11 protein-coding genes are annotated in these 11,679 nt (G+C 37.0%); all 11 read left to right on the forward strand.

The annotated features are described in order from the left end of the window. Positions 1-102 precede the first annotated feature (102 nt). The 11 genes from ACUL40_RS24400 to ACUL40_RS24450 all read left to right on the forward strand — a co-directional run bounded on the left by ACUL40_RS24400 (position 103) and on the right by ACUL40_RS24450 (position 11,344). On the forward strand, positions 103-1,107 hold the full coding sequence (locus ACUL40_RS24400) for a proline racemase family protein (RefSeq protein WP_000868679.1): 1,005 nt from the start codon (positions 103-105) through the stop codon (positions 1,105-1,107). 19 nt (positions 1,108-1,126) lie between these two features. Next, a complete protein-coding gene (locus tag ACUL40_RS24405) occupies positions 1,127-2,104 on the forward strand; it encodes an ornithine cyclodeaminase family protein (RefSeq protein ID WP_000960320.1) in 978 nt (325 codons plus the stop codon). A 361-nt stretch (positions 2,105-2,465) separates the two neighbouring features. Further along, positions 2,466-4,052 (forward strand): ABC transporter substrate-binding protein, encoded by a 1,587-nt coding sequence (locus ACUL40_RS24410; RefSeq protein WP_016125551.1) that lies wholly within the window; start codon positions 2,466-2,468, stop codon positions 4,050-4,052. A gap of 55 nt (positions 4,053-4,107) precedes the next feature. Beyond that, positions 4,108-5,058, forward strand: a complete 951-nt coding sequence (locus ACUL40_RS24415; RefSeq protein WP_000278778.1) for an ABC transporter permease — start codon at positions 4,108-4,110, stop codon at positions 5,056-5,058. Positions 5,059-5,064: 6 nt separating this feature from the next. After that, the gene (locus tag ACUL40_RS24420) at positions 5,065-5,916 is read left to right on the forward strand and encodes an ABC transporter permease (RefSeq protein ID WP_001065278.1); all 852 of its coding nucleotides are present in this window, start codon (positions 5,065-5,067) and stop codon (positions 5,914-5,916) included. 26 nt (positions 5,917-5,942) lie between these two features. Then, positions 5,943-6,935, forward strand: coding sequence for an ABC transporter ATP-binding protein (locus ACUL40_RS24425; RefSeq protein WP_001291146.1), 993 nt, complete (start codon positions 5,943-5,945; stop codon positions 6,933-6,935). Beyond that, positions 6,928-7,899, forward strand: coding sequence for an ABC transporter ATP-binding protein (locus ACUL40_RS24430; RefSeq protein WP_000544136.1), 972 nt, complete (start codon positions 6,928-6,930; stop codon positions 7,897-7,899). The genes ACUL40_RS24425 and ACUL40_RS24430 overlap by 8 nt, the downstream gene beginning before the upstream one ends. A gap of 603 nt (positions 7,900-8,502) precedes the next feature. Beyond that, on the forward strand, positions 8,503-9,123 hold the full coding sequence (locus ACUL40_RS24435) for a DsbA family protein (protein WP_000448622.1): 621 nt from the start codon (positions 8,503-8,505) through the stop codon (positions 9,121-9,123). Positions 9,124-9,449: 326 nt separating this feature from the next. After that, on the forward strand, positions 9,450-10,271 hold the full coding sequence (locus ACUL40_RS24440) for a cytoplasmic protein (protein WP_063220033.1): 822 nt from the start codon (positions 9,450-9,452) through the stop codon (positions 10,269-10,271). Positions 10,272-10,275: 4 nt separating this feature from the next. Then, positions 10,276-10,668 carry a nuclear transport factor 2 family protein gene (locus ACUL40_RS24445; RefSeq protein ID WP_001046359.1) on the forward strand — a complete coding sequence of 131 codons (393 nt, stop codon included), beginning with the start codon at positions 10,276-10,278 and terminating at the stop codon, positions 10,666-10,668. Positions 10,669-10,819: 151 nt separating this feature from the next. Beyond that, positions 10,820-11,344: a nuclear transport factor 2 family protein gene (locus ACUL40_RS24450; RefSeq protein WP_445422736.1), complete on the forward strand. Its 525-nt coding sequence runs from the start codon at positions 10,820-10,822 to the stop codon at positions 11,342-11,344. Positions 11,345-11,679: the final 335 nt, after the last annotated feature.

The following is an 11,679-nucleotide window of genomic DNA, read 5'->3' on the forward strand; positions in this document are numbered from 1 at the left end:
CAGTAGTGTATGTTTTTCTAAAAATGCATACAAATTTATACCCTATGCGTTGGCATGATATTTGCAATGAAAAGAGTATCAACGTATAGGGGAGAGATCGAAATGAAGGTTAGTAAAATATATACAACGATTGATGCACACGTAGCTGGGGAGCCGCTTCGAATTATTACGGGCGGAGTGCCAGAAATAAAAGGAGAAACGCAGCTGGAAAGACGCGCCTACTGCATGGAACATTTGGATTACCTTCGTGAAATTCTGATGTATGAACCGAGAGGGCATCACGGAATGTACGGTTGTATCATTACACCGCCAGCAAGTGCCCACGCTGATTTTGGTGTTTTATTTATGCACAATGAAGGATGGAGTACGATGTGTGGTCATGGCATTATCGCTGTTATTACAGTTGGAATTGAAACAGGCATGTTGGAAGTAAAGGGTGAAAAACAAAAGTTCATTATTGATAGCCCAGCCGGAGAAGTTATTGCGTATGCAAAATATAACGGGAGTGAAGTAGAATCTGTATCATTTGAAAATGTTCCTTCATTTGTATACAAAAAAGACGTTCCTATTAAAATAGATAACTATGAATTTCAAGTAGATATCGCGTTTGGAGGAGCATTTTACGCTGTTGTAGACTGTAAAGAATTTGGTTTGAAAGTTGATTTCAAAGATTTATCTGCTATTCAAATGTGGGGCGGTAAAATTAAACATTATATAGAGAGCAAAATGGAAGTGAAACATCCACTTGAAGAAGGATTGAAAGGAATATACGGCGTTATCTTTTCAGATGAACCGAAAGACAAAGGTGCTACGCTACGAAATGTAACGATTTTTGCTGATGGGCAAGTAGACCGTTCTCCTTGCGGTACAGGAACTTCAGCGAGAATCGCAACTCTTTTTGAAAAAGCTACCTTGCAAAAAGGAGAAGTATTCATCCATGAATGCATTACTGATGGGAAATTCCAGGGAGAAGTATTATCCGTAACCGCAGTAGATACATATGAAGCTGTCGTTCCGAAAGTAACGGGGAATGCCTTTATTACAGGATTTCATCAGTTCGTTGTAGATCCGAGAGATGATTTGAATCGAGGATTTTTGTTAGGATAAGAGGAGGGGGTGGAAAGATATGCTTGTCATAAGCGCGAACGAACAAAGAAACTTAGTAAATATGAATGAAGTTATTGAATACGCGGCGCTTGCTTTAAAAGAATTTTCCGCAGAAAGAACGATTACACCAATAAGAGGCTCATTACCATTTGCGAACGAGCAAAATACGGCATTAATTATGCCTTCAGTAGCGGAAGGACTTGAGGCACTTGGAGTAAAAATAGTAACGGTAGTCCCGCAAAATAAACAGATAGGAAAGAAAACGATCAATGGGATTGTGATGCTATCAGACTTTCAAACGGGAGAACCGCTCGCACTTCTAGAAGGATCGTACTTAACGATGATCCGAACGGGCGCCTTATCAGGAGTAGCGACAAAATATTTAGCTCGTCATAACGCAAAAACTTTATGCATTATCGGCACGGGTGAACAAGCGAAAGGAATTGCCGAAGCAATATTTGCGGTTAGAGATATCGAAAAAGTCATCTTATACAATCGCACAGAAGAAAAAGCGTATGCATTTGCGCAATATATACAAGAGAAATTTGGTAAACCTGCTTACGTTTACAAGGATCCAAATGAAGCAGTACGTGAAGCAGACATCATCGTCACAACTACGAACGCAACCACACCAGTCTTCTCAGAAATCTTGCAAAAAGGCGTCCACGTAAACGCCGTCGGCTCATTCAGACCGAGCATGCAAGAACTACCCTCACATGCCATAGCTAAAGCAAACAAAGTAGTAGTCGAATCAAAAGAAGCAGCACTAGACGAAACAGGAGACCTTCAAGTTCCGATAAAAGAAGGTCTATTCAAAGCAAACGCCATTCACGCTGAACTTGGTCAAATTATAAGCGGAGAAAAAGCTGGGCGCGAAAATGATGAAGAGATTACTATTTTCAAATCAGTTGGTTTGGCGGTAGTAGATATTATCGTTGCGAAGTATTTGTATGAGAGAGCGTTGGAGCAAGGGGTAGGGAATAAGATTGAGTTTTGAGACTGCCTTTTGGTGGTCTTTTTTTCAATTCATCAAATGTCATGATAACCTCCTAAATGTGTTTTTTGTCTTTAATCCCATTCTACATTTTCGATCATATAAAATAATCATTTTAGAGGGATTTTCTGTAAGTTGATAGTTTTTTACCTCATTTTATGAGGCTACTTATTCGTGGTCTTTTTATTTTCTCCTCCGCATAAATATAGTTTATTGCAAGAATGCATTAATAGATTACAAACTTTCTACCTTTGCGAAAAAGTTTGACTTTATATAAGGGTAGTGGTAATTTAAAACCTATAAGAAAACTCGGTATTAATTCCGAGTTTTCTTATAGGTGTAAATAGTCGAGAGGGGTCGAAATATGAAGAAGAAGTTGTTTGTATTACCATTTGTCCTACTATTATTTATTGCATTAGCTGCTTGTTCAGGGGAAAAAGATTCGAAGCAAGCGGGCACTAGTAAATCAGGGACTCCGAAAGATGGAGGAACGTTAACGATTGGTGTTAGCGATAATCCAGATACGATGAATCCGCTTTATGCGAATGATCGTGTGTCATTAACTGTGCAGCAAGCTTTATATGCGCCGCTATATCATATGGAAAACGGTAAGAAAAAGTTTGTTCTTGCTGAGAGCTTTACGCCTTCAGAAGATCAATTAACGTGGACATTGAAATTAAAAGATAATTTGAAATGGCATGATGGTAAGAAAATTACATCAGACGATATAGCATTTACATTCCAATCTATTTTGGATGAGAAGCAAAATAGCTCAAGTCGTGAAAACTTTATTTTTAAAGGAAAGCCGCTTGAGGTGAAAAAGGTAGATGAGTTAACAACTCAATTCGTTTTACCACAAGTAAGCGCATCTTTCGAAGGTGTGATGAATGATTTCTTCCCAATTCCGAAACATGTATTTGAAGGGGAAGCAGATTTAGCGAAGAGTAAGAAAAACTTACAGCCTGTAGGTTCAGGACCGTTTAAGTTTAAAGAGTATAAATCAGATGAGTACGTTGCATTAGATCGATTTGATGATTATGTAGGTGGGAAAGCTAAATTAGACTCTATCGTATACCGCGTTGTAAAAGACCGTAATACAGCAAATGTTTCACTGCAAAATGGTCAAATCAACATGAAGATGATTGAGCCACAAGACTTTAAGAAATTAGATAGCACTGGGAACTTCTCAATGGTGACATTCCCTGAAGGTAGATTATTCTACTTATCTTATAACATGAATACGGAGCTTATGAAGAAAAAAGAAGTGCGCCAAGCAATTGCACATGCGTTAGATAAGAAAGAAATGATTAACTCAGCATTCGTTTCAGGTGAATTTGCAGAACCAGCAAATTCAATCTTAACGCCAGACGCTATGTATTATGCGAAAGATATTAAAGACTATAAGTATGATAAAAAAGAAGCGAAAGATTTATTAGCAAAAGCTGGCGTGAAAGATAAAGAAAAAGTACGTGTGATGTATGTAACGAATAATAAAATTATGGAAAGCTTAGCGCTTTATACACAACAAAAATTAAAAGAAGTTGGCTTAGAAGTTGAACTAAATGCATTAGATGCTAGTGCAGCAAGTGAAAAAGGCTTAGATAAAGAGAATAAAGAATATGACATTACATTTGGTGGTTACATAATGGGACCTGAGCCAGATTCATATAAGAGCTTATTCTTAAGTAATGCTGAATACAATTATGCACGATATAAAAACGCTGATTTCGATAAGTTATGGGAAGAAGCTGCAGTTGAAACAGATAAAACAAAACGCGCAGAGCTATACCATAAAATTCAAGAGACAGCTAGAGAAGACGTACCTTATCTACCAATCGCGTATCCGAAAGCAGTTATTGCAGTAGATAAAAAGTTTGATGGATTAAAAGAAGCGAAAGCAATTCCTGTCACAATGTTTGAAGATCTATCTAAGATTTATGAAGTGAAATAAGAAACAATAAAGAAGCTGGTGGAAATCAGCTTCTTTAGCTTGAGGGGGGAAGTTTGTGTATAAAGTAATTGCGAAGAGGCTTTTAAATGCAATTCCGCTTTTATTTGTTATTTCTATTATTTCTTTTCTATTAATAAAGCTAGCGCCGGGGGATCCCGTTCGAAACTTTGTAACGCCAAACATGAGTCCAATTGATGTGGAGCGTATTCGCAAAAGTTTAGGACTAGATCAACCAATTTACGTGCAGTATTTTTTATGGTTAAAAAACATTTTAACAGGAAATTTTGGTTACTCACTTCAAAATCATCGTCCTGTTTTGGAACTTATCACAGAAAGATTACCTGCAACAATTGGGTTAATGGGATCATCTTTACTCGTCTCATTCGTAATCGCAATACCACTTGGACTATTTACAGGTGTGAAAAAGAATTCATTCTTTGACCGCATTGTAAACTTTATTTCATACGTTGGTATTTCTATGCCGGTTTTCTGGTTTGCACTACTATTAGTCTACTTATTCTCTTTAAAATTGAACCTACTTCCGAGTATGGGTATGCGCACCGTAGGTAAAGATTCTGTCTGGGATATTGTGCAACACGGCATTTTACCTTGCATGGTGCTAGCGTTCCAAAACGTATCTGTTTATATGAGATATATTCGTTCAAGTACGATTCAGCAATTAGAAGAAGAATATGTACAAATTCAATATGCGTACGGCGCTTCAAAGAAAACGGTTTTATTTAATCACGTACTTCGAAATGTATTAATACCGATCATTACAATTTTCGGATTATCGATTCCAAGTTTAGTAGGCGGAGCGTTTATTACGGAAACAGTATTTTCATGGCCGGGTCTTGGTTCACTTGGGGTAAATGCTATTTTTAGATTTGATTATCCGATTATCATGGCAATTACATTACTATCATCATTCATGTTAATTCTCGGTAACTTAATTGCTGATATTTTATATGGCGTAGTAGATCCGCGCATTCGAATGAGGGGGTGATTTGGAATGAATAATAGGAGATTTCAAACGATAAAACATAGCTTTACGAAAAATAAGTTTGTTGCAATGGGAGTTATTATACTTGCGATTTTAACGGTCGCATCAATTTTCGCATTCGTGTCGCCGTACGATCCTAGCAAAATGTCGATTCCAGATCGCTTACAAGAACCGAGTATGAGTCATCCTTTCGGAACGGATGATTACGGAAGGGATTACTTAACGAGAGCGTTATATGGCGGACGAGTTTCACTTGCGGTCGGTTTCCTTGCGATGGTTGTTTCTATTACAATCGGGACCGCAGTCGGAACAATTAGCGGATATTTTGGAGGAAAGTTAGACAACTTTTTAATGCGAGTTGTTGAAGTGCTTATGTCAATTCCATCATTCTTTTTAATGCTACTATTAAATGCGTATTTAAAACCAGGAATTACGACGCTAGTTCTTATTATCGGATTACTAACATGGATGGACACCGCCCGTATTGTAAGGGCAGAAACGTTATCTGTAAAAGAGCGTGAGTACGTTTTATACGCAAAAGTATCAGGACAAAAGTCACTTATGATTATTGTAAGACATATCATTCCTAACATTTTATCAACCATTATTATCGCCGCGACATTAACGATTGCGACATCAATTTTAATGGAATCATCACTTAGTTTCCTAGGTTTAGGTATTAGAGAACCAGATTCTTCTTGGGGCAGCATGCTAAACAATGCGCAAGGATATATTGGTGAAGCTTGGTATTTAACGCTCTTCCCAGGATTTCTTATCCTTTTAACGGTACTTAGTTTTAACGTAATTGGTGAAGCATTGAAGAAAGCTTTCGCACCAAAAGGAGCCGGACATGAAAACTAAAGTGTTAAGTGAAAGGAGTGAGAAGCATGTCTGAAAAACTACTAGAAGTGAAAAATTTAAAGACTTCTTTTTTCATAGAAAGTGGCGAAGTTGAAGCGGTTCGCGGCGTTACATTTCGCTTAAATAAAGGAGAAGTAGTCGGTATCGTTGGGGAATCTGGAAGCGGAAAGAGTGTAATGGCGAAGTCTGTTATGTCTCTCGTTATGTCCCCAGGAAAAGTGAAAGAAGGAGAGATTCTTTTTCATAATGAAAACATACTTTCTAAATCTGAAAAAGAATTACGTTCTATTAGAGGAAATCAAATTTCACTTATCTCTCAAGACCCAATGTCAGCGCTGAATCCGGTCGTGAAAATTGGGAAACAAATGATGGAAGTAATTATACGTCATCAAAAAGTGAAAAAGAAAGAAGCAGAGCAAATCGCGATTAACTTGTTAAAACAAGTCGGCCTTTCGTCGCCAGAAGAAAGGGTAAAACAATATCCGCATGAACTAAGCGGTGGTATGAAGCAGCGAGTTATGATCGCAATGGCGATGTCTTGCAACCCTGACCTTCTTATTGCGGACGAGCCGACGACTGCACTTGATGTAACGATACAAGCACAAATACTAGATTTAATGAAAAACTTAAAGAACGAAACGAATATGGCGTTACTTCTTATTACGCATGACTTAGGAATCGTCGCGCAAAACTGTACGCGCGTTATCGTTATGTACGGCGGGCTTATTATGGAAGAAGGACCTGTACTTGATATTTTCCAATCGCCGAATCATCCATATACGAAAGGGCTATTAAACTCTTTGCCAAAAATAGCGAACGGCGTAAAAGAAAGACTCGCTCCTATTCAAGGTGTAACGCCAAACTTATTAAACCCGCCACAAGGTTGCCCATTCGCAGAGCGTTGCCCGCATGCGATGGACATTTGTGAAAAAGAACGTCCGCCATATTTTGAAATCGGAAACGAAAGACGTTCCATGTGCTGGTTAAACGATAAGACAGTAGGTGATTCACATGCATGAAGAAAACTTAATTGAAGTTCGGAACTTAAAAAAGTATTTTCCTATTAAAAAAGGACTATTTGGCAGGAAAACAGAGCAATTAAAAGCAGTTGATGACCTTAGCTTCACCATTAAAAAAGGTGAAACATTCGGATTAGTAGGAGAATCAGGTTGCGGAAAATCAACGACAGGAAGAAGCATCATTCGTTTACACGATGTCACTTCAGGTAACGTTTTATTCGACGGAAAAGATATCGCAAGTTTAAAAGAAAGTGAACTAAAAGAATATCGAAAAAGAATGCAAATTATTTTCCAAGATCCATACGCATCATTAAACCCGGCAATGAATGTATTCCAAATTATTAGTGAGCCAATGAACATTCATGGATCTTATGAAAAAGAAGAACAAAAAGAAATCATATTAGACCTGCTTAAAAAGGTAGGCTTAAAAGAAGAACATTTATATCGCTACCCGCACGAATTTAGCGGGGGCCAGCGCCAGCGCATTAGCATCGCGCGCGCACTATCTGTAAAACCAGACTTTATCCTATGTGACGAACCAATCTCAGCACTAGATGTCTCAGTCCAAGCGCAAGTCGTAAACATGCTGCAAGACATTCAAGAAGAAACAGGAGTCACATACTTATTCATCGCACATGACCTATCGATGGTAAGGCACATATCAGACCGCATCGGAGTCATGTACTTAGGAAACATAGTAGAAATTGCCGACAGCGAAGACTTATACACAAAACCGGCACATCCATACACACAAGCACTACTCTCATCCATGCCAGAACCAGATCCAACAAACACTGGTAAAGAACGGATTATCCTAGAGGGAGAAGTACCAAGCCCACTAAACTCACCATCCGGCTGCAAATTCAGAACGCGCTGCAAATTCGCCACTGAAAAATGCGCACAGGAAGTACCGAAGATGGTTGAGATTGCGAAAGGGCATCAGGTGGCTTGTCATTTGTTTTAGAGGGAGAGCACTAGGGGGACCTGGTGCTTTTTTCTTTTGCGTTGGGGTGTGGGATTGGTTGTTAGTTTAGGAGATAACGCGCTCGAAATTTGTCGGTAAATCGATATGTTGTGTCGAAACGTTGATATATTCGGAGTTACGATCGATATAATCGAATAATCGTTGATATATTTTTTTAAAGAGTGGGATTGGTTGTAGATTAATGTAGAAATTTAATGTTTTCGAAAAAAAGAATTGACTTCTATATTAGTTGTAACTAAAATAGTTACATAAAGATGTAATTGGTTTAGTTACAATTGATATCTGCTAAAAATATGATTTATATATTTAATTAAGGATGGTGGTCCATACGTTGTCACCCGGTGTAGAAAGTTACTAACACATTCAAATCGATGCATATTCTAAGCTTTAGTATTTTCTGTTACGGGGCAATAAGGTGAAACGTTATCTTTTGTTAAAAACCTTGGTGGATCTTTCTTTGGAAATATTAGTTTTGGGGAAATATAGTAAGGTATCTAAAAAAGAATAAGGTATAAAAAGATGTACTTATATAAACCAAAAATTTAGTTGAGCTGGATAATAAAAAAAAGGTAGGAGATTTAAATGGAGACGAAACAAGATAATCTTATTTACGTATGGGATGCATATTGTGGATGGTGCTATGGTTTTTCAGAAAGTATTAAAGGATTTTACAAAAACCACACTGAAGTACCATTAACGGTTTTATGTGGAGGGTTATTTTTAGATAATTTACCAATGAAAAACTTTTCATATATAGAAGAAGGAAATAAAAGAATTAATCAACTTACAGGTGCTGAATTTGGTCCTTCCTATCAAAAATTGGTGGAGGAAGGGACCTTTAAAATGAATTCGAAAGATGCTGCAATTGGTTTTTCAGCTTTACGCTCATTAGCGCCAGACCGTTTATTAGAATTCACTTCGGCTATGCAAAAAGCGTTTTATTATGAGGGCCAAAGTCTGAGTGATCCAGAAACATATCGCAAAATTGCAATCGAGCATGGTTTGGACCCTGAACAAGTATTAGAACGTTTAAACGCTCAAGAAACAATAATAGATGTCCAAAATGATTTCAATAAAGTTCGACAGCTTGGTGTTAATAGCTATCCTTCCTTACTTTTACAAAAGGATAATCAAATTATTCCTATTGGTGGTGGCGTAATGACGCCGGATAAAATTGAAGCGCGTTTTAAAAATTTATATTAAGAAAATTTAGGATATAGTAGCAAACATGTTATCTTAAGCCACCTGACATTTATCTCCGGAATATTCGCCAGTACTATTACACTTTCAGATAAATGGGAGTGGGAGATTTTATCCCGCTTTAACGGGCAGTAAGACCCCCACCTCAAAATTCAGTGGAAGCAAAGAAGTTAGGTGGGGGATCAACTGTCCGTAAAAGTCCGATTGGTGTGGGCTAATAATCAGTGGGGGATGAACAAAACCCCCACTGATTAAAGTTTCACTTTATCGGAACAAGATAAAAATATGATAATTAGTTAATAACTTTAACAAAAGGAGAATAACATACTATGTTTACAACAATCGATACAAATCAAAAAGATGTGAAATTAACGGTGTTTAGTTCGGACGAAAAAAGCTTTATGGTCACAGCAACATTAGTTGAGAAAGCAGGACATGCATTTTTAATAAACTCAAAATTTACTCAGTCTGATTCGAAAGAAATTGTTGAGTATCTGAAAAAAAATAACTTATCTTTAGATAAAATCTTTATTATTCATGGGGATCCAGACTACTACTTTGGATTAGAGAGCATTAAAGCCGTTTACCCAGAAGCTATAGCGTATGCAACAGAGTCTACTGTTGAACATATCGTTCATTCTGTCTTAGGGAAATTAAAAGTTTGGAAAGACGCCCTTGGAGAAAATGCACCAAGTAACGTGGTATTACCTCAAGTATTTAAAGAAAAAGTGATTGATTTTCAGGGGTTAACATTTGAACTAGTAGGCTTAGATCATTACAGAACTAGCCTATTTAATAAAGAACTAAAAGTATTAATTGGTGGTATCGATGTATTTAACGAAATACATGTATTCTTAGCGGATACTAGCTCAAAAGCGGCTATGGAGGCATGGATTGAGAACTTGAAAGTATTACAAGCATTACATGCTGACATAATTGTACCAAGCCATGGATCAATCGAAAAATCTCTAAATAATCAAGCACTTACTGCGACAATGGATTATCTAAGAACGGCGGTTCAAGCTTCTGAGGAAAGTGGAACTTCAAAAGATTTTGTGGCAAAACTTGAAGCAGCATATCCAGACTATGCAAATAAAGGTGTATTAGAATTAAGTGCAAAAGTTGTAACAAAAGAAATGCCTTGGGGTTAATGATATGAATAAATATCAAAAACTATTACATGAAACGTATGTGTTAACTGGCGAAGGGAAATTGGATGCGTTCAAAACATATTTAAGTGAAAATGTATCTTGGACAGAAGCTGCTGGGTTTCCATATGCAGGTACTTATATAGGTCCAGATGAAGTAGTGAAAAACGTACATGAACGTCTTGGCACAGAATGGGATGACTATAGCGCTAAAGATGAAATTTATGCTTTTAATAACAATACTGTTATCGTGTATGGAAAATATAGTGGGACATATAAAGCTACAGGGAAATCGTTCATAGCAGATTTTTGTCACCTTTATAAGTTTGATGAGAACGATAAGGTTAAGAAGTTTATTCAAATTGTGGACAGTGCAACTGTTAATGAGGTATTAAGTTAGAATGAATCGTTTCTAATATGCCTTGTATAGGGGGAGGTTAGGATAAATGAAATTCCTAACATTACCCCTGACATTACATTTTGGGGAAGGTTTCTCCTTCTTCAAACTTTTTATAGAAGAAAACTTATTTAAGTAGAAGAGGTAGGTATATATGAAATTAGAGAAAAGTTTAATCATAACAATTATTTCTGTATTTATTTTAGGAGTAGTTTCGACTTTGGTATATCAAGCTTCCACCGGTAATAACAAAGGGAACTCAATTAAGAGCGAAAATGTCGCTTCTGCATCAAAAGAAGTAAAAGAAAATGAAAAGAATAAAAAGATGGTAGTTGATTTCTATAATGAAGTTTTTAACAAACATAATATCGATATTATCCCTAAATATGTTAGCGAAGATTATAAGCAACATAATCCTTTTGTTGCTGATGGACGAAAAGCCTTCATGGATTTCTTTAAGGAGGATTTTGTTAAAAATCCTAATTCCTCTGCAGAGATTAAACGTGTAGTAGCTGAAGGGGATACAGTTGCTCTTCATGTACATTCTCGTACTAATTCTCAAGATAAGGGAGTTACTATAGTGGATATATTTCGTATCAAGGATGGAAAGATTGTCGAACACTGGGATGTAATTCAAGAGATTCCAAGTGAAGCAGCTAATGATAATACGATGTTTTAGATAGAAGATATATTTAATAATTGTTTAATTGATAGTGCTTTGTAGAATTTAGATAAGTAAAGGAGATGTCCTAGTACCATGCCTGGGACATCTCCTTTTTGTTTTAACGATATTTAATTTATTGTTATTTGTATTTTTTATGTACTACTATTCAAGTACATATCATTTCAGGCGGTTTTCTTTTATCCCGCATTAACGGGCAGTAAGATCCCTACCTCAAAATTCAGCGAAAGCAAAGAAATTAGGTGGGGGCGGGCTGCCCGTAAAAGCCCAATTGGTGAGGGCAAAGTTTCACTTTATGCTTCTATACCTTTTCCCTCTTCTACACTAGCAAA

The organism is Bacillus sp. KNSH39 (assembly GCF_052656585.1).

Coding starts and splice junctions, on each gene's coding strand:
- ACUL40_RS24400 (WP_000868679.1), top strand. CDS start 103: ATGAAGGTTAGTAAAATATATACAACGATTGATGCACACGTAGCTGGG.
- ACUL40_RS24430 (WP_000544136.1), top strand. CDS start 6,928: ATGCATGAAGAAAACTTAATTGAAGTTCGGAACTTAAAAAAGTATTTT.
- ACUL40_RS24420 (WP_001065278.1), top strand. CDS start 5,065: ATGAATAATAGGAGATTTCAAACGATAAAACATAGCTTTACGAAAAAT.
- ACUL40_RS24450 (WP_445422736.1), top strand. CDS start 10,820: ATGAAATTAGAGAAAAGTTTAATCATAACAATTATTTCTGTATTTATT.
- ACUL40_RS24405 (WP_000960320.1), top strand. CDS start 1,127: ATGCTTGTCATAAGCGCGAACGAACAAAGAAACTTAGTAAATATGAAT.
- ACUL40_RS24440 (WP_063220033.1), top strand. CDS start 9,450: ATGTTTACAACAATCGATACAAATCAAAAAGATGTGAAATTAACGGTG.
- ACUL40_RS24435 (WP_000448622.1), top strand. CDS start 8,503: ATGGAGACGAAACAAGATAATCTTATTTACGTATGGGATGCATATTGT.
- ACUL40_RS24410 (WP_016125551.1), top strand. CDS start 2,466: ATGAAGAAGAAGTTGTTTGTATTACCATTTGTCCTACTATTATTTATT.
- ACUL40_RS24425 (WP_001291146.1), top strand. CDS start 5,943: ATGTCTGAAAAACTACTAGAAGTGAAAAATTTAAAGACTTCTTTTTTC.
- ACUL40_RS24445 (WP_001046359.1), top strand. CDS start 10,276: ATGAATAAATATCAAAAACTATTACATGAAACGTATGTGTTAACTGGC.